This is a genomic window from Arthrobacter sp. Y3221160, assembly GCF_059092585.1.
In genome coordinates this window covers 751,024-767,355 of record NZ_JBNHHU010000001.1, presented here as the reverse complement: position 1 = coordinate 767,355, position 16,332 = coordinate 751,024, and the positions used below count along the sequence as shown (strand labels likewise).

The following is a 16,332-nucleotide window of genomic DNA, read 5'->3' as shown; positions in this document are numbered from 1 at the left end:
GGGGTCAGCGTCCAGATCACCGGTTATAGCCCCTGATCTGGAAACGAGGTCAGGGGTCAGCGTCCAGATCACCGGTTATAGCCCCTGATCTGGCAGTCAAAGGGGGATCTGGTGGATGGCGTCCGCTCACGCCGTCTGGCCTGAGGCCTTGCGAAACGCCTCGTTGTACTTCCGGACCAAACGCTGCCTGAGCGCATCATCGTCGTCGAGATGGCTCCATCGGACACGGACGATCGTCCAGCCGTCTTCCATCAAACGAGTCTCCCGCTTCCGCTCGTCCAGAATCACTTGGTCCGTGGGGTGATAGGCGCGGTACTTGCTGTCGCCGTCGAACTCGAAGATGAGCTTCAGTCCCGGCCAAGCGAAGTCAGCGCGGTAAGTGCCCTCCGCCGTCCTGATCTCGTGTTGAAGTACCGGCGGCGGGAAGTTCCAACTGCGCAGTTTCAGCCGCAATCTGGTCTCACCCGGCGATTCGGACCGCCCATCGACGGTGTCGAGCACTTGCCGGACGCGTGTCAGGAAGCGTGATCTGGGGGCAGCGTCTGCCAATTCATGCATCCGTTCGAGGCTCGTACCGAGCTGGAGGGCCGAATCGGCGATGACCACGGCCGGTTCGAACGGCAGCGCCCGCGCGCAGTCCAGTACCGTCCGCTCACGGGATGTTACGCGGATGCCCCCGTCCAGAATCCGCACGTCTCGGTCCGGCACCTGATGGGTGTGCCGCACCACCCCGGTGCCAGCGGACTTCTCGCCACGGCGGCCGCGCTGGATCACATGGATTTCAGGCGGCGCGTTCCAGATGTGCAGGCCCCACAGCCGTGCGGCCGAAGCATGGCTGTAAACAAGGTTGCCGTCGGAAGCCGCGTGGTGGGCTTTAATCATCAGCACCTGCTGGTCCCACGGTTTCTGCGCCCGCCAGTATTCCTCCGAGACGTAGATGCCGCGCCGCAGGCGGCGCAGGATCCTGCGGCGCACGGCGGCAGTGATCTGGCGTTCCTCGATCCCGAGTTCGCGCAGTTCCCGGTAGGTGACGATTCGGTCAATGCGGCATGTCTGCCCGAGACTGCCGATGAGTTCGTCCATCGAACCAACGTGTCCCACGTCCCGCCCGCCGTCGATCCCGGCGGCCTTATCTGTGGACAAAGCACGACGGCGGCGCTCCTTCCCGGGGCGGCTCTTCCGGTGTCGGCGGCAACGCCGGCGGTGATCACGACGTACCGGTGTCCTAACCACCCTGCCCGCGCTGCATACCGCCATCCTTCCCGGCACATTTCGACACCGCCGAACGCAGAGGGTAATTTCATAGGGTGACCGCATCCGAGCCCAAGCCACCGTTCTACATCACCACGGCCATCACGTATCCCAACGGCGTGCCGCATATCGGCCATGCCTACGAGTACATTGCGACCGACGCGATGGCCCGCTTCAAGCGCCTGGACGGCTACGACGTCATGTTCCTGACGGGCACGGACGAGCACGGCATGAAGATTGCCCAGACCGCCGCCAAGGAGGGCATGACCCCGAAGGAATTGGTGGACCGGAACACCGCGGCCTACAAGTCGGCCCACCAGGTCCTGGAGATCTCCTACGACCGGTTCATCCGCACCACCGACGCCGACCACTACGCCGCTTCCCAGGCCATCTGGAAGAAGATGGAAGAGGCCGGGGACATCTACCTGGGCAAGTACGAGGGCTGGTACTCGGTCCGCGACGAGGCCTACTACGCCGAGGACGAGACCGAGCTCCGCGACGACGGCAAGCGCTACTCCGTCCAGACCGACACCGAACTGACCTGGACCGAGGAGGAGAGCTACTTCTTCCGGCTCTCCAACTACCAGGACAAACTGCTCAAGCTCTACGAAGACCACCCCGATTTCGGTGCCCCGCGCAGCCGCTTCAACGAGGTCATCAGCTTCGTCAAGGGCGGCCTGGAGGACCTGTCGATTTCCCGGACCACCTTCGACTGGGGCGTGCCGGTGCCGGGCAACGACAAGCACGTCATGTACGTCTGGGTCGACGCCCTGACCAACTACCTCACCGGCGTCGGCTACCCGGACACGGAGTCGGAGTCGTTCAAGAAGTTCTGGCCGGCCGACGTCCACGTGATCGGCAAGGACATCTCCCGCTTCCACGCCGTCTACTGGCCCGCCTTCCTGATGTCGGCCGGCCTGGAACTGCCCAAGCGCGTCATGATCCACGGCTTCCTGAACAACAACGGCGTGAAGATGTCCAAGTCGCTGGGCAACGTGGTCGCTCCCGCCGAATGGGTGGCGCAGTACGGCCTGGACCAGGTGCGCTTCTTCCTGCTGCGCGAGGTTCCTTTCGGCGCCGACGGCTCCTACAACCACGATGCCGTGGTCGGCCGGATGAACGCGGACCTGGCCAACAACCTGGGCAACCTCGCCCAGCGGTCGCTGTCCATGGTGGCGAAGAACTGCGAGGGCAAGGTCCCGCAGCCCGCGACGCTCGCCGCCGAGGACCATGAACTGCTGGCCCGCGCCGAGCGCCTCCTCGAGAAGTCCCGGGCGGCCTATGAGGTCCAGGATTTCCACGGGTCGCTCGAAGCCATCTGGACCGTGCTCGGCGACACCAACGCGTACTTCGCGGAGCAGGCTCCGTGGGTGCTGCGCAAGACGGATGTGGAGCGGATGAACACCGTGCTCTACGTGACGCTCGAGGTGCTGCGCATCGTCTCCATCCTGGTCCAGCCGGTCATGCCCGCCGCGGCCGGCAAGCTGCTGGACGTGCTGGGACAGGACGACGGCGGCGCCCGCGACTTCGCTGCCATCGGCACGGCTTTGGTGCCGGGCACCCCGCTGCCGGCGCCCACGCCGATCTTCCCGAAGTACGAAGAACCGGCCGGCTAGCTGATCGTCGTGCCGCAGGAAGCGCCTGGCGGGTAGCCCTAGCCGCTAGGCAGGAAGCGCCTGCCGGGTGGCCTGCTGGGTAGCCCTTCCCGCGCGGCTGGAAGCGGCTGCCGGGTAGCCTAGCCGCCCGGCTGTCCGGCCCCCGGCCGGTTGGCCCTACCCGCCCGGCTGGAAGCGCCGGGCCGCGGTCGCGGCCATGATCCGCTCCACCCGTCTCTGCTGGTCCGCAGCCTGGGCCTCGAGTTCCTGGAAGCGGGTGGCGTCCAGCCGGTGGTCCCTGGGCGCCAGAACGGTCAGGACCTGCCACATGCACTGCTTGCCGCGCAGGGCGGACATCAGTGATTCGAGTTCCAGTTGGGCGCCCACCCCGCCCGAAGCGCGCGTGGGGTTGAGCGGGTTCACCTTGCTGGCAATGGCGCCGGCCATCGAGCCGAGCTGCTTGAGCTTGTTGCGCCGGTAACCGAAGCTGCGGTGCAGGGCCTTCAATTCCTTGCGCTCCGCGGACACCTCGTCGCGCAGCTTCCGGAACTCGGCCTCCTCCGGTGTTCCCGCCCACGACTGGCGGACGGCGTCGAACAGCTGCACGCCCGCAGCCGAACCCAGCAGGTGGTAGTCCAGATAGGCGGCGAGGTTCTCCTGGTCCAGTGTCCCGGTCCGGTGTTTTTTGGCGGCCATGGTCTTCCTTCCTGCTGGCACTCTTCACGCCCGCGGCCGTTCAAAGAAGGCTGCCGGCGTCGTCGTCACGCGGACGGCCTCCGCCGTCGTTGTTTCACTGTCCTTACCCACCCATGCCCCGGGTCAATCGCCCGGGCTCCGTCAATCGGCGGCTTCGGACGATCGCCGGTGCGATGAGTCACCCGGTTCGCTCCGTACGCCCGGTCCCGTCAACCGCCCAGTTCCTCCGGGCTGCGGAACCTCGTCTTCCTGCCGTACGCGCCGCGGTTCCAGAGCCAGGTGAGCAGCCACAGCACTAGGCCGAGGCCGATCAGCAGGCCGGCAATCTGGTATTCGATCGGATCCTGCGCCCACGGGCCCACCAGGAAGAGGCAGGTGGCCATCCCGAGGTAGGGCAGCACGGTGGGGGTCCGGAAATGTTTGCGGTCGACCGGTTTGCGGCGCAGGACCAGCACCGCCAGGTTCACGATCGTGAAGACGCCCAGCAGCAGCAGGGCAGTGGTGCCGCCCAGCGCGGCGACGGTGTCGGTGCCCATCAGGTTGGTGACCACGAAGATCAAGACGAACGCAATGAGCGTGGTGAAGATGATGGAGGCCCAGGGCGAGCGGCGGTTGGGGTGGACCTTGCCCAGGAACCGCGGCAGCACGTCCTGGCGGGCCATGCCGTAGAGCAGGCGGCTGGCCATCAGCATGTTGATCAGCGCGGTGTTCGCCACGGCGAACATGGACAGGAACGGATAGATGACGTCCACCGGGAACCCCGGCGCGCCGACCGACACGACTTCCAGCAGCGGCGTCGGGCTTTCCGACAGCTGCCCGATCGGCACGATGGCCACCGCGGTGATGGACACCAACACGTACACGATCACGGTGATGCCCAGGCCCGTGAGCATGACCTTGGGGAAGGTGGTGACCGGGTCCTTGGTCTCTTCGGCCATGTTCACCGAGTCCTCGAAGCCCACGAAGGAGAAGAACGCCAGGGAGGTGGCGGCGGTGATGGCCAGGAAGACGCCCTTGTCCTCCGAGGTCTCGAACACCATGACCCGGCTGAAGTCGACATTGCCCTGGCTCATGGCCCAGAAGCCGATGAAGATCACGATCAGCAGGCCGGTGAACTCCACTACCGTCAGGACCACGTTGAACTTCACCGACTCGCTGACGCCGCGGAAGTTGATTCCCGCCAGGACCGCCATGAAGACGATCGCCACCCAGGTCACGCCGGTCTGGTTCCAGTCCAGGTTGAACCCGGCGATGAAGTTCTCACCCAGGAACTTGGCGGCGGTGGAGGCGGAGGTGATGCCGGAACTGAGCACGGCGAACGTCACCAGGAAGGTGAGGAAATGGACGCCGAAGGCCTTGTGCGTGTACAGTGCGGCCCCGGCTGCCTGCGGGTACTTGGTGACGAGCTCCAGGTAGGAGAACGCGGTGATGGTGGCCACGACGAACGCGAGCAGCAGCGGGGCCCACGCCGCGCCGCCCACCTCGCCGGCCACCTGTCCGGTCAGCGCGTAGACGCCCGTGCCCAGGATGTCACCCACGATGAACAGGAGCAGGAGTTTGGGTCCTATGGCCCGTTTCAGCTCCGGTTGTTTTTCGGTTGTGGTGGAACCGCTCATGCCTTTCCTCCGTCCACACGGCGCTCTGCACTGCTCTGTCCCGCCAACGTAGCATCAGGCCCTGCCGATGTCTCCGCCGTGGCGGCCGCCGGGGAAGCGAACGGCTGGATCGCCGTTCCCCTGGGACCGCCGGCGGGCAGTCGGTAGAGTGTCGGCTACCCGCTGACCGGAAGGCCGCTCCGATGACCTACAAAGCCCTGTCCCTTGCCAGCCTGCGTCCCGCCTCGGGAGCCGCCGTCTTCCGTGGCAGCGAACACGGCGCCCACGCATCCTTCTTCGTGAACTCGCGCGGTGCCGAACGCCACCGCCATCCCTATGAGGAAATCTTCGTACTGCTCGACGGCGAGATCGACTTCACGATCGACGGCCAGTCCGGCCATGCGGGCGCGGAAACGGTGATCGTCATCCCGGCGTACGCCTGGCACGAGTTCACGGCCACCACCGGGGACGGCGTCAGGATGGTGAACATCCACCCCGTCGCGGAAATGCAGACCGAATGGGCCAGGTAGTGCCCGCCGGCGCATGCCGGAGAAGGGGGCGCCCGGGCTGGTCCCGCCACGGGCCGGGGCCCGATGGCAGCGGGCAGGTACCCTCCCACGGGCGAGCCGCGGCGGTGGGAAGGGCACCCGCTGACGCCCCCCTTGAGGAGAACATCGGTCCGACGGGAAGGGCTGTCTCGGCCGGCGCACAGACGTCCCGCGGTGAAACCTTTGCACAGCGGCCGGGTAAGCGGGAACATAAAGCCATGAAACTTGCCCGCCTCGCAGCGCTCCCGCTCGTATCCCTTCTCCTGCTGACCGGCTGCGCGCCGAAGGCCGAGCAGCCCCGTCCGCTGCATTCGGCAACTCCCAGCCCCAGCATGGTGGAGACCGGCGAGATGCCCGAACCCCTGGCGGAGCTGGCGACGGCCATCTACGAGGGCGGCGACGTGGCTGCCAACAAGCTGGCTGCCGGTGCGCTCGCCGGCCGGACTCCGGTCGAAGCCAAAACCACCGTCAAGGCCGCGACCGGTGAATGGAACGGGCAGGACATGGCCGTCCTGACCTCCGGCGACGACGTGACCCTTGCCGTAGACAAGGACGGAACGTGGACGGCGGTGGGCGGCTGGTGGCCCTCGCTCGACGTGAACAAGACGGTTCTGGGCGGCAAGCGCCACGTCCTGCTCATAGGCTCCGACGCCCAGAAGAGCAAGGGCGAGAAGGTTCGCGAAGCCCGCGCCGACGCCCTCCAGGTAATCGGCGTGGACGGCAAGGGCGGAGGCGGCATCCTGGGCATCCCGCGGGATCTCTGGGTGGACATGCCAGGCGGCGGCCAGGCGAAGATCAACGCGGCCATGATGCGGGGCGGACCCAAGGCGCAGCAGAAGGTCGTGGCGGACGTGACCGGCCTGAAGGTGGAGGGCTACATCCTCACCGGTTTCAGGCAGTTCGAGGACCTGGTGGATGAAATCGGCGGCGTCACCATTGACGCCCCGATCCCGGTGCTGGACGTCAAGGCGGGAAAGAGCAAGCTCGACGGTGAGACGGCGCTGGACTACGCCCGGGAGCGGAAAACCCTGCGCAACGGCGACTTCGGCCGCTCCGCGCACCAGGGGGTGCTGTTGCTCGGATTCGCCGCCATGGCCAAGATGAGCGGACCGGCCGGGCTGGTCGACCTGCTCACCGCCGCCGATCCGCTGGTAGAGACCAACCTGAGCGCGGAGCAGGCGCTGACGCTCGGTGCCTGGGTCTACAAGACCAAGCCGGCCAAGGTCGGGCACCAAGTCCCCGAGCCCGGCTTCGGCTACAGCGCGGACGGTCAGTACATGCTGCCCATGGATGCCAAGACGCGCAAAATCTTCGATTCCTTCGCTGACGGCGATCTTTAGGCGGCCCTGGCCACCCGCCATGCCGGGGCGAGCGAAAGGCCGGGGCGGGAATGCTCCCTGCCCCGGCCTTTCGCGTCGGCCAGCCCCCGCTAGCGGCGGGTGTCGGTGTCTGTGCCGTCGGTCTCGATGCGTTCCTTACGCACTTCTTCGTCGACCCTGACCTCGTCGGTGACGGTGTCCTTCTCAAGCCGGACCCGTTCGACCGGGACGGTCTCCTTCTCCACGACGGGCCGTTCCTCGTGGAGCGTGACCTCGTGTTCCTCGTCGCTCAGGTCCGGGCCGGACATGGCGTCGCCGCGGTTGGCATCGGTGATCGGTTCGCGTTCGATGCGGACTTCCTCGCGCTGGACCGGCACGGTCTGGGTGACATTCTCGGTGGTGACGTACTTGCGCAGCCTGGCCCGGCCCGTCGCCTGCTTCTCGGTACCGACATGCAGGCGCTCCTCGGAGCGGGTCATGGCGTCGTCGGTAGTGGGACCGGAGGTGTCCCGGCCCACCGTGCCCGGGGCGTCCCCGGTGTACGTGCCGCGGGTATCGTCGGTGCCGTACTGCCCGGTAGTGCCGGTGCCCGTGCCGGCAGCGGTGTAGTCGGTATCCCGGCCGGTCGTGGCGTCGGTGTAAGTCCGTCCGCCGCCGCCCAGCTGATAGTGCGCGTAGAGCCGGTCCTCCTCTGCGGGCTCCAGGTAGCCGTCCACGTCGACCCGCGGGGCGTCCTTGATCTGGTCCTTGGTGTAGGGGACCACAATGTCGTCACCCTCCACGCGGGCCGCTTCGAGCGGGACGAAGGTTTCGGAGGAGCCGAACAGGCCGGTCTTGGCCGTCACCCACGTGGGGCGGCCGCTGTCATCATCGGCGTAGACCTGGCCGATGGAGCCGATTTTGTCTCCGTCAGTCGAAACGACGTTTCCGCCGCGGCTGAGCAGGTTGTTGAGTTGTTCTTGGGCGAGCATGGTATCTCCTTCTCGATCGATGTCTTTTGGAGGGTACGGACGCCCGTGTTGAGCGTGATCCGTGCGGCCCTTAACGATTTAACCTAAGCATGCTTATTAATCTTTGGCAAGGCCCGGAGAGGGCGCAGCAGCATGTGCCGGTGGTGCTTGTCCTGGCATGGCAGTTGATGGGAAAGGCGCCCTCCGGTCGGCCGCGGCCGAGGGCGGAGCCGAAAGGTTGCCATCGCGCAGTTCCACCTTTGAGTCGCCACCCTTGCTGCATAAAACCCTCAGGTGTTCACATTTTGGGACGGTTTGCCCAGAATGTGGAATGGTTTCCTAAACTTGAAGCCATGAGCGCAGCAGCAAAGGCATTCTCCCTGGCAGTCATTCCCGGCGATGGCATCGGACCGGAGGTCGTGGCGGAGGCGGTAAAGGTCCTCACGGCGGCCACTGCCGACGGCGGCGCCACCTTCGACCTGACCGAGTACCCGCTGGGCGCCGAGCACTGGCTGGCCACCGGCGAGACCCTGCCCGAGGAGACGCTGGAGCGGCTCCGCAAGCATGACGCGATCCTCTTCGGCGCCGTCGGCGCCGCCCCCGGCGACACCCGGATTCCGTCCGGCGTCATCGAGCGGGAGATGCTGCTCAAGCTGCGCTTCTCCCTCGACCACTACGTGAACCTGCGCCCGGCGAAGCTGCTGCCCGGCGTCCCCAGCCCGCTGGCAAACCCGGGCGAGGTGGACTTCGTCGTCGTCCGCGAAGGAACCGAAGGGCCCTACGTGGGCAACGGCGGCGCGCTGCGCGTGGGCACCCCGCATGAAATCGCCACCGAGGTCTCGGTCAACACCGCCCACGGCGTGGAGCGCGTGGTCCGCGATGCCTTCCGCCGCGCGTCCGGCCGCCGCAAGAAGCTCACCCTGGTGCACAAGCACAACGTGCTGGTCCACGCCGGGCACCTGTGGCGGCGCACCGTGGAGACGGTCGGCGCCGAGTTCCCGGACGTTGCCGCCGACTACCTGCACATCGACGCGGCCACCATCTTCATGGTCACGGACCCGGCCCGCTTCGACGTGATCGTCACAGACAACCTGTTCGGCGACATCATCACCGACCTGGCCGCCGCCATCACCGGCGGCATCGGCCTGGCGGCGTCCGGGAATATCAACATGGACCGCACCGCTCCGTCCATGTTCGAGCCGGTTCACGGCTCCGCGCCGGACATCGCCGGCCAGCAGAAGGCCGACCCCACGGCGGCCATCCTGTCCGTGGCCCTGCTGCTGGAGCACCTGGGCCTCGCCGACGCGGCCGCCCGCGTGCAGCAGGCGGTGGAGCACGACGTCGCAACCCGGGGGAGTGCCTCCCGCACCACTGCGGAAATCGGCGATGCGATCACCGCCGCTTTGGCAGTAGGGTAGTTAACGGTTACTAACCAGAATCATTATTTGACGCACAAGGGCGTGCCCTCACCGCGGAGGAACCATGACTGAACCCCTCGAATTCACCCAGCAGCTCTCGGAGCGTCCGAAGAGCGCCGAGGAGCGCGCCGCCATCTTGGCGAACCCGGGCTTCGGCAAGCACTTCACGGACCACACGGCCGTCGTCGACTACAAGGTCGACGCCGACGGCACGGGCAGCTGGTCGAATGCGCGGATCGAGCCGTACGGACCCATCATGATGGATCCTGCCGCCGCGGTGCTGCACTACGGCCAGGAGATCTTCGAGGGTCTGAAGGCCTACCAGCACGACGACGGGTCCGTCTGGACCTTCCGGGCCGAGGCCAACGCCGCCCGCCTGAACACCTCGGCGCGCCGGCTGGCCCTTCCTGAGCTGCCGGAGGAAACCTTCATCGAGTCCCTGCGCCAGCTGGTCACCACCGACAAGGCGTGGGTGCCCTCCGGCGACGGCGAAGCGCTGTACCTGCGTCCGTTCATGATCGCCACCGAGGCGTTCCTGGGCGTGCGCCCCGCCCACGAAGTGTCCTACCGCGTGATCGCCTCGCCGGCCGGGAACTACTTCGGCGGCGAGCTCAAGCCGGTGTCCATCTGGCTCTCCGAGCGCTACTCCCGCGCCGGCGAGGGCGGCACCGGGGAGGCCAAGTGCGGCGGCAACTACGCCGCGTCCCTGGCCGCGCAGCTGGAAGCCGAAGCCAACGGCTGCCAGCAGGTGCTGTTCCTGGACAAATTCAACGACAATGCCATCGAAGAACTCGGCGGGATGAACGTGTTCTTCGTGTTCAAGGACGGCAGCCTGGTCACTCCGGAGCTGAACGGCCACATCCTGCACGGCGTCACCCGTTCCTCGGTGATCGAGCTGGCCAAGGACCGCGGCCTGGACGTGCAGGAGCGCAAGATCACCATCGACGAATGGCGCGACGGCGTGGCGGCGGGGGACATCACCGAAGCCTTCGCCTGCGGCACCGCCGCGGTGATCACCCCGATCGGCGAATTGAAGGCCGACGGCTGGAGCATCGCCTCGCCGAGCGCCGGGTCCGGCGACGTGTCCATGTCCATCCGCCAGGAGTTGCTGGGCATCCAGACAGGCGCCGTGGAGGACTCGCGGGGCTGGCTCACCCGCCTGGCCTGACCTGACCGCCGGCCTGGCCTGACCGCCGCTTCCGTTCGGGCCCCGGCCGGGCCACACTGGGTCCATGACGGTGGCGGCGTACGTCCTGGCGGCGCTCTTCGGAGTGATGCTGATTGCCGTTGGCGCGGCGGAGGCCTACTTCTACCGCGACCAGCGCTTCCACCGGTTGTTCCTCATCCGACCGGAGGACGTGGGCGCCGTGCGGCTGTGGACCATTAACGTGGGCTTCTACAACATGGTCTGGGGGCTGGGCGCCCTCGCGGGCGTGATCATCGCCGCCGGCGGCCGCCCGGCCACCGGCGAGACCATCATCGTCTTCACCTGCATCGCCCACGTGATCCTCGGGGCCGTGCTCTGGTTTTCGGAACGCCGCCTGTGGCAGAGTGCGCTGGCCCAGTCGGTCCTGCCGCTGGTGGTCCTGATCCTGTTGTTCCTCTGACGCAGGACCACGACGGCGGGGCACGCCTTCCGGCGCCCGCCCCCCTTCCTTCCGGGCCCGCCCACCTTCCGGCGTACCCCCGGGGAGCGCCGGAAGGTGCTGCGGCTAACCCTTCCGGGCGGCTGCCTTGCGCTCTGCGGCCTTCCGAGCCTTCTTGGAGACGGGCTTGAGCGCTTTGCGCTCGGCCTCTTCGGCGGCGATCCGGTTCTTGCGGGCATCCACCAGGTCGTTCCACAGGGCGGTGGCGAAGCTGCCGCCGTCCCGCGCGTAGACCTCGTACGGGAACGAAGCGAAAATGCCGGCCGGCGCCGCCGTCCCCGGGAGTTTCTTCCCGCTCTTCAGCGCGTAGGCGTCGCCGAGGGCCCAGGTCTCAGACAGGAAGCGGGCCAGGTTCTCGCGGATAAACACATTGGCGTCCGGGGCCTCGGCAGCCTGTTCCAGCAGGGCCTGCAGCCGGGAGGACGCCAGGGCGGCTGCGGCTTCGGCGGCATCCGCGCCGCCCGCGGCGGCGGCCTCGAGCTCGGCGGAGAACTCCTGGACGGCGGTTTCCCAGTCGGTCGTTTCGCGGTTTTTCTGCCAGGTGGGGAACCACACAATGTCCCCGTTGGCGTGGTTATGGATGTGCTGCATCCCGCTGTTGCGCTCGGCCACCGCATGGTCGTGCTCGGCCACGTCATATTCGGCCAGCAAATCGGCCAGGGACGTGGTGTTCTGGGTATCCGCCATGAAGTTTTCCTATCCTGCAGCTGCAAATGGTTCCATCAAGGGCAACCCGGCCGCAGCCCGGACTTATTCCGTCTCCACCCCGGCAAGGCGTCCGGCGTGCGTCGCCAGCCACTGACGCGCCTCGGCCTCGTCGTCGAAATATCCCGTCGGGAAGTCATCCTTCGCGAAAATCCGTACGAAGAAGCTGGCGAGCACCCGATCGACCGCCCCGTTGCCGAGCACCGCGAGGGCAACGCACGGCGTGAAGGTATCGGCGATCAGCCGCGCCTCCGGAGTCACCCAGCGCACGCCGGCCATTTTCAGCAGCACCGCTACCTGCCGGTCCCCGGCGACGTCGAAGAGGTGGTCGACGACGTGCTGCGCGAGCTCGGCACCGACGGTGAGGCCGCGCCGGACAGTCAGCACCAGGAGCCCATCCCGGCCGAGCTGCACGTCGTACTCTGAGTGGACTTCCGCGAGCACTGATCCCCCATCCGGCCGGGAAGATGCGCGCATCGCCCAGCCTTCGTCCGGCCGCCGTTGGCGGGACTGCAGGTGCCTAGCGTAGCGAACATGGTCAAGCCACCGGTACGGGCCCGGCACGTGTGACGGACGGTGTGGGCGAGTGTGACGGATGCCGTCCGGCCCGGCGGGAATGACGACGGCGGCGGCGGACTCCGGCGGATGCCTCTTGGGGCGCCGGCCTGCGGCGCGCGGCGGGGAGTGCGAGGATGAATCCTGTGACCGCTGAACAGAATCTCTCCCTTGTCCGCAGCAGTGAACTGACCCGGTACCGGCTGGCCCCCAACCCGGGGCCGATGAGCCTGGACGGCACCCAGTCCTACCTGATCGCCGCCCCGGGGAACGGGGGAGTGGCAGTAGTCGATCCCGGGCCGCTGGACGAGGAGCACTTGGCTGAGCTGGCGGCGGCGGGGGAGGTGGAACTGGTGCTGATCACCCACCACCACATCGACCACACCGAGGCGAGCGAACGCTTCCATGAACTGACCGGCGCCCCCGTGCGTGCCCTGGACGAAGCGCTCTGTTATGCCGCGGAACCGCTGCGGGACGGCGAGGTGATTCGGGCGGCCGGCGTCGAGATCCGGGTGCTGGCCACGCCGGGCCACACGGCGGATTCGGTGAGCTTCCATCTTCCCGACGACGGCCCCCACGGCTCGGTGCTCACCGGCGACACGATCCTGGGCCGCGGCACCACCATCATCGCCTACCCCGACGGCAGGCTCGGCCCGTACCTGGATTCGCTGGCCCGGCTGGAACTCCTCGGTCCGGCGAAGGTCTTGCCCGCGCACGGCGGCACGCTCCCGGACCTGTCGGCCATCTGCCGCGAGTACGCGGGCCACCGCCGGCTCCGCCTGGACCAGATCCGCGCCGCCCTGGAGCACCTCGGCGCCGACGCGACCATCGGCGCGGTGACCGACTATGTCTACGCCGACGTCGACCCCGCCGTCCGCTTCGCCGCCGAATCCTCCGTCGCCGCCCAGCTCGAGTACCTGCGCGGCTGAGCGGTGCGGGTTCGGGCTCGTCCCGTTTGAAATCCGCGGGCCGGAAACCAGTAGGCTAAACCCATGCGCATAGCCCGGTTTGTCCTTGAATCCGACCCCCAGTACGGCATCGTCGAAGGCGAGGAGGGGAGTGAACAGATCACCGTCATCGCCGGCGACCCGTTCTTCAACGGCATCCAGCCCACCGGCGCCCAACACAAGCTCGAGGACGTGCGGCTGCTCGCCCCGATTATTCCGCGCAGCAAGGTGATCGGCATCGGCCGCAACTACGCCGACCACATCCAGGAAATGGGCAACGAAACGCCGGCCGCCCCGCTGATGTTCCTCAAGCCCAACACCTCCGTCATCGGCCCGAACGAGCCGCTGGTCCTGCCCGAATTCTCCGACGAAGTCTCCTACGAGGCCGAACTCTGCGTGATCATCGGCCGGATCTGCAAGGACGTCCCGGTAGAGCGCGTGGACGAGGTCGTCTTCGGCTACACCTGCGGCAACGACCTGACCGCCCGGGACGCGCAGCGCACCGACAACCAGTGGGCCCGCGCCAAGGGATTCGACGGCTCCGCCCCGCTCGGCCCGTGGATCGAGACCGAACTGGACACCGAAGACCTGGCCATCCGCGGCCGGCTCGACGGCGAGCTGAAGCAGGACGGCAATACCTCCCAGATGATCTGGGGCGTCAAGGAACTGGTGTCCTACGCCTCCCAGGCCTTCACCCTGCTCCCCGGCGACGTCATCATGACCGGCACGCCCTCCGGCGTCGGCACCATCGAATCCGGCCAGCGCTACGAGGTCGAGATCGAGGGCATCGGCACCCTGTCCAACACCGCCCGCCGCTGATCCCATGCCGGCACGCCGCCGCTCCTTCGGAGTCTTTGCGCTCGGATCGCTGGCCACGTTTTCCGTGGCGGCCCGGGCCACCCACTACTGGGGCGGCCCGGACTGGCTGGCGGGGACGTTCCTGGCGGTCGGCATCCTGCTGGCGCTCTATTACCTCTACCGATACACCGCCGGTTCGCGCCGGAAGACGCCGCGCAAGAAGTAGCCGGGCCTCCGGCCCGGCCAGCGGCAGTCGCTTGGCAGACTAAACTGGAGCACATCATGACTACTGCTGCTGCCATCCCCACTGTTGACGACGAAACTCCCGTCCGTGTGCGCTTCTGCCCGTCTCCCACGGGCACGCCGCACGTCGGACTGATCCGCACCGCCCTGTTCAACTGGGCCTACGCCCGGCACACGGGCGGCACCATGGTGTTCCGGATCGAGGACACGGACGCCGCCCGCGACAGCGAGGAAAGCTATCAGCAGCTGCTGGAAGCGCTGAAGTGGCTGGGCATCACGTGGGACGAGGGCGTGGAGGTCGGCGGGCCGCATGAGCCGTACCGCCAGTCCCAGCGCGGCGACATCTACCAGGGCGTCATCGCGAAGCTGAAGGAGGCCGGCCACCTCTACGAGTCCTACTCCACCCCGGAAGAAGTCGAGGCCCGGCACAAGGCCGCCGGCCGCGACGTCAAGCTGGGCTACGACAACTTCGACCGGGACCTGACGCAGGACCAGATCGCCGCGTTCAAGGCCGAGGGACGCGAACTGGTGCTGCGCGTGCGGATGCCGGACGAGGACATCACCTTCACGGACCTGGTGCGCGGGGAGATCACCTTCAAGGCCGGCAGCGTGCCGGACTTCGCCGTCGTCCGCGCCAACGGCAAGCCGCTCTACACCCTGGTCAACCCCGTGGACGACGCACTGATGGGCATCACCCACGTTCTGCGCGGCGAGGACCTGCTGTCCTCGACTCCTCGCCAGATCGCGCTCTACCGGGCCCTGGTGGACATCGGCGTGGCCCGCTACATGCCGTTGTTCGGCCATCTCCCGTACGTGATGGGCCAGGGCAACAAGAAGCTTTCCAAGCGCGATCCCGAGTCCAACCTGTTCCTGCACCGGGAGCGCGGTTTCATCCGGGAGGGCCTGCTCAACTACCTCTCGCTGCTGGGCTGGTCGCTGTCCGCCGACGAGGACATCTTCACCATCGACCAGATGGTGGAGGCCTTCGACATCCACGATGTGCTGGCGAACCCGGCGCGCTTCGACCTGAAGAAGGCCGAGGCGATCAACGGGACCCATGTGCGACTGCTTGAACCCGGCGACTTCAAGCTCCGGCTGATCCCCTACCTGCAGCATGCCGGCCTGGTCGGGGAGTCGTTGACGGAACGCGAGCAGATGATCCTGGCCGACGCCGCACCGCTGATCCAGGAGCGCATCACCCTGCTGGGCGAGGCGCCGGAGATGGTGGCATTCCTCTTCAAGAACGACGACGAGATCGAGGTCGCCGACGACGCGCGCAAGGGCCTGCCCGAGAACCTGACGGAAGCCCTGGACGCCGCGCTGGCGGCGCTGGAGCCGCTCGAGGAGTGGACGGCAGAGAACATCCAGGCGGCCCTGCGGTCGGCCCTGGTCGAGGGCCTGGGGCTGAAGCCCCGGCTGGCCTTCGGGCCGGTGCGCACCGCGGTCTCCGGGCGTCGGATTTCGCCGCCGCTTTTCGAGTCCATGGTGATCCTGGGCAAGGACTCCTCCCTGGCGCGGATCAAAGCCTTCCGCGGCTGAGCGTGCCCCGGGCGACGCGCGGCCCGGCTGCCGCGCGTTGCTCGTTTTGCACTTTCGAGCAGGCATCCGGTAAAGTAATTACTCGTGCTGAGGCGCCAGGGAATGGGTAAAAGCCCGTTTCCACCGGCTCCGAAAGTGCCAGTGGGATATGGTGTAATTGGCAACACAACGGTTTCTGGTACCGTCATTCTAGGTTCGAGTCCTGGTATCCCAGCGCTACAGTCTCCGCTCCGGCGGGGACTGGATTGTGTGGAGCGAAAACTCCGCGCAAACCTACGGCCCCATCGTATAGCGGCCTAGTACGCCGCCCTCTCACGGCGGTAACGCGGGTTCGAATCCCGCTGGGGTCACGGTCCGCAAGGACAAGGCAGTGCAGGCCTTCAACTGTGCAAGCTATGCGGCCCCATCGTATAGCGGCCTAGTACGCCGCCCTCTCACGGCGGTAACGCGGGTTCGAATCCCGCTGGGGTCACCAACAGCCGGTCCCGGACATCCCGTCCCGGACCGGCTTTTTGTATGCCCCGAAG

At 67.2% G+C, this 16,332-nt stretch carries 16 protein-coding genes and 3 tRNA genes; 13 read left to right on the top strand and 6 right to left on the bottom strand.

The genetic code is table 11. The features are described from left to right. Nucleotides 1–126: 126 nt before the first annotated feature. Nucleotides 127–1,083 (bottom strand): type IV toxin-antitoxin system AbiEi family antitoxin domain-containing protein, encoded by a 957-nt coding sequence (locus AC5RWG_RS03535; protein ID WP_494166426.1) that lies wholly within the window; start codon nucleotides 1,081–1,083, stop codon nucleotides 127–129. A gap of 224 nt (nucleotides 1,084–1,307) precedes the next feature. Here AC5RWG_RS03535 and metG point away from each other — a divergent pair, with 224 nt between their 5' ends. After that, the gene (metG, locus tag AC5RWG_RS03530; RefSeq protein ID WP_494166425.1) at nucleotides 1,308–2,867 is read left to right on the top strand and encodes a methionine--tRNA ligase; all 1,560 of its coding nucleotides are present in this window, start codon (nucleotides 1,308–1,310) and stop codon (nucleotides 2,865–2,867) included. 156 nt (nucleotides 2,868–3,023) lie between these two features. Here the strand turns inward: metG and AC5RWG_RS03525 are convergent, their stop codons facing one another. Next, a complete protein-coding gene (locus AC5RWG_RS03525) occupies nucleotides 3,024–3,542 on the bottom strand; it encodes a hypothetical protein (RefSeq protein ID WP_494166424.1) in 519 nt (172 codons plus the stop codon). A gap of 209 nt (nucleotides 3,543–3,751) precedes the next feature. Beyond that, nucleotides 3,752–5,158: an APC family permease gene (locus tag AC5RWG_RS03520; RefSeq protein ID WP_494049787.1), complete on the bottom strand. Its 1,407-nt coding sequence runs from the start codon at nucleotides 5,156–5,158 to the stop codon at nucleotides 3,752–3,754. 182 nt (nucleotides 5,159–5,340) lie between these two features. On the opposite strand from AC5RWG_RS03520, the gene AC5RWG_RS03515 reads away from it, so the two are divergent. After that, entirely contained in the window at nucleotides 5,341–5,667 is a 327-nt protein-coding gene (locus tag AC5RWG_RS03515) for a cupin domain-containing protein (RefSeq protein WP_494000025.1), read from the top strand. A 236-nt stretch (nucleotides 5,668–5,903) separates the two neighbouring features. Next, nucleotides 5,904–7,025 carry an LCP family protein gene (locus AC5RWG_RS03510; RefSeq protein ID WP_494166423.1) on the top strand — a complete coding sequence of 374 codons (1,122 nt, stop codon included), beginning with the start codon at nucleotides 5,904–5,906 and terminating at the stop codon, nucleotides 7,023–7,025. A gap of 89 nt (nucleotides 7,026–7,114) precedes the next feature. Here AC5RWG_RS03510 and AC5RWG_RS03505 read toward each other — a convergent pair whose 3' ends face one another. Next, on the bottom strand, nucleotides 7,115–7,975 hold the full coding sequence (locus tag AC5RWG_RS03505; protein WP_494166422.1) for a DUF2382 domain-containing protein: 861 nt from the start codon (nucleotides 7,973–7,975) through the stop codon (nucleotides 7,115–7,117). Nucleotides 7,976–8,307: 332 nt separating this feature from the next. On the opposite strand from AC5RWG_RS03505, the gene AC5RWG_RS03500 reads away from it, so the two are divergent. From AC5RWG_RS03500 to AC5RWG_RS03490, 3 genes are all read left to right on the top strand, one after another. Then, the gene (locus AC5RWG_RS03500) at nucleotides 8,308–9,372 is read left to right on the top strand and encodes a 3-isopropylmalate dehydrogenase (protein WP_494166421.1); all 1,065 of its coding nucleotides are present in this window, start codon (nucleotides 8,308–8,310) and stop codon (nucleotides 9,370–9,372) included. Nucleotides 9,373–9,436: 64 nt separating this feature from the next. Beyond that, nucleotides 9,437–10,540, top strand: a complete 1,104-nt coding sequence (locus AC5RWG_RS03495; RefSeq protein WP_494022884.1) for a branched-chain amino acid aminotransferase — start codon at nucleotides 9,437–9,439, stop codon at nucleotides 10,538–10,540. A 64-nt stretch (nucleotides 10,541–10,604) separates the two neighbouring features. Further along, nucleotides 10,605–10,979: a DUF1304 family protein gene (locus tag AC5RWG_RS03490; protein WP_494166420.1), complete on the top strand. Its 375-nt coding sequence runs from the start codon at nucleotides 10,605–10,607 to the stop codon at nucleotides 10,977–10,979. A 105-nt stretch (nucleotides 10,980–11,084) separates the two neighbouring features. On the opposite strand, the gene AC5RWG_RS03485 is transcribed toward AC5RWG_RS03490, so the two are convergent. Beyond that, nucleotides 11,085–11,705 (bottom strand): hypothetical protein, encoded by a 621-nt coding sequence (locus AC5RWG_RS03485; RefSeq protein ID WP_494025693.1) that lies wholly within the window; start codon nucleotides 11,703–11,705, stop codon nucleotides 11,085–11,087. Nucleotides 11,706–11,768: 63 nt separating this feature from the next. Beyond that, complete coding sequence (locus tag AC5RWG_RS03480) at nucleotides 11,769–12,200, bottom strand: DUF7793 family protein (RefSeq protein ID WP_494166419.1); 432 nt, start codon at nucleotides 12,198–12,200, stop codon at nucleotides 11,769–11,771. 215 nt (nucleotides 12,201–12,415) lie between these two features. Here AC5RWG_RS03480 and AC5RWG_RS03475 point away from each other — a divergent pair, with 215 nt between their 5' ends. From AC5RWG_RS03475 to AC5RWG_RS03445, 7 genes are all read left to right on the top strand, one after another. Continuing rightward, nucleotides 12,416–13,207 carry an MBL fold metallo-hydrolase gene (locus AC5RWG_RS03475; protein ID WP_494166418.1) on the top strand — a complete coding sequence of 264 codons (792 nt, stop codon included), beginning with the start codon at nucleotides 12,416–12,418 and terminating at the stop codon, nucleotides 13,205–13,207. Between the two features lie 63 nt (nucleotides 13,208–13,270). Then, nucleotides 13,271–14,044, top strand: a complete 774-nt coding sequence (locus AC5RWG_RS03470) for a fumarylacetoacetate hydrolase family protein (protein ID WP_494166417.1) — start codon at nucleotides 13,271–13,273, stop codon at nucleotides 14,042–14,044. 4 nt (nucleotides 14,045–14,048) lie between these two features. Then, nucleotides 14,049–14,249: a hypothetical protein gene (locus tag AC5RWG_RS03465; protein ID WP_494166416.1), complete on the top strand. Its 201-nt coding sequence runs from the start codon at nucleotides 14,049–14,051 to the stop codon at nucleotides 14,247–14,249. Nucleotides 14,250–14,305: 56 nt separating this feature from the next. After that, nucleotides 14,306–15,805 (top strand): glutamate--tRNA ligase, encoded by a 1,500-nt coding sequence (gene gltX, locus AC5RWG_RS03460; protein WP_494166415.1) that lies wholly within the window; start codon nucleotides 14,306–14,308, stop codon nucleotides 15,803–15,805. 142 nt (nucleotides 15,806–15,947) lie between these two features. After that, a tRNA-Gln gene (locus AC5RWG_RS03455) sits at nucleotides 15,948–16,019 on the top strand. A gap of 63 nt (nucleotides 16,020–16,082) precedes the next feature. Beyond that, nucleotides 16,083–16,155 (top strand) — tRNA-Glu (locus tag AC5RWG_RS03450). 49 nt (nucleotides 16,156–16,204) lie between these two features. Beyond that, nucleotides 16,205–16,280 (top strand) — tRNA-Glu (locus AC5RWG_RS03445). Nucleotides 16,281–16,332: the final 52 nt, after the last annotated feature.

Bases quoted from the DNA above. Each gene is read 5' to 3' on its own strand.
- AC5RWG_RS03535 (WP_494166426.1), bottom strand. From the start codon at position 1,083: ATGGACGAACTCATCGGCAGTCTCGGGCAGACATGCCGCATTGACCGA.
- AC5RWG_RS03525 (WP_494166424.1), bottom strand. From the start codon at position 3,542: ATGGCCGCCAAAAAACACCGGACCGGGACACTGGACCAGGAGAACCTC.
- AC5RWG_RS03520 (WP_494049787.1), bottom strand. From the start codon at position 5,158: ATGAGCGGTTCCACCACAACCGAAAAACAACCGGAGCTGAAACGGGCC.
- AC5RWG_RS03515 (WP_494000025.1), top strand. From the start codon at position 5,341: ATGACCTACAAAGCCCTGTCCCTTGCCAGCCTGCGTCCCGCCTCGGGA.
- AC5RWG_RS03510 (WP_494166423.1), top strand. From the start codon at position 5,904: ATGAAACTTGCCCGCCTCGCAGCGCTCCCGCTCGTATCCCTTCTCCTG.
- AC5RWG_RS03505 (WP_494166422.1), bottom strand. From the start codon at position 7,975: ATGCTCGCCCAAGAACAACTCAACAACCTGCTCAGCCGCGGCGGAAAC.
- AC5RWG_RS03500 (WP_494166421.1), top strand. From the start codon at position 8,308: ATGAGCGCAGCAGCAAAGGCATTCTCCCTGGCAGTCATTCCCGGCGAT.
- AC5RWG_RS03495 (WP_494022884.1), top strand. From the start codon at position 9,437: ATGACTGAACCCCTCGAATTCACCCAGCAGCTCTCGGAGCGTCCGAAG.
- AC5RWG_RS03490 (WP_494166420.1), top strand. From the start codon at position 10,605: ATGACGGTGGCGGCGTACGTCCTGGCGGCGCTCTTCGGAGTGATGCTG.
- AC5RWG_RS03485 (WP_494025693.1), bottom strand. From the start codon at position 11,705: ATGGCGGATACCCAGAACACCACGTCCCTGGCCGATTTGCTGGCCGAA.
- AC5RWG_RS03480 (WP_494166419.1), bottom strand. From the start codon at position 12,200: ATGCGCGCATCTTCCCGGCCGGATGGGGGATCAGTGCTCGCGGAAGTC.
- AC5RWG_RS03475 (WP_494166418.1), top strand. From the start codon at position 12,416: ATGAATCCTGTGACCGCTGAACAGAATCTCTCCCTTGTCCGCAGCAGT.
- AC5RWG_RS03470 (WP_494166417.1), top strand. From the start codon at position 13,271: ATGCGCATAGCCCGGTTTGTCCTTGAATCCGACCCCCAGTACGGCATC.
- AC5RWG_RS03465 (WP_494166416.1), top strand. From the start codon at position 14,049: ATGCCGGCACGCCGCCGCTCCTTCGGAGTCTTTGCGCTCGGATCGCTG.
- gltX (WP_494166415.1), top strand. From the start codon at position 14,306: ATGACTACTGCTGCTGCCATCCCCACTGTTGACGACGAAACTCCCGTC.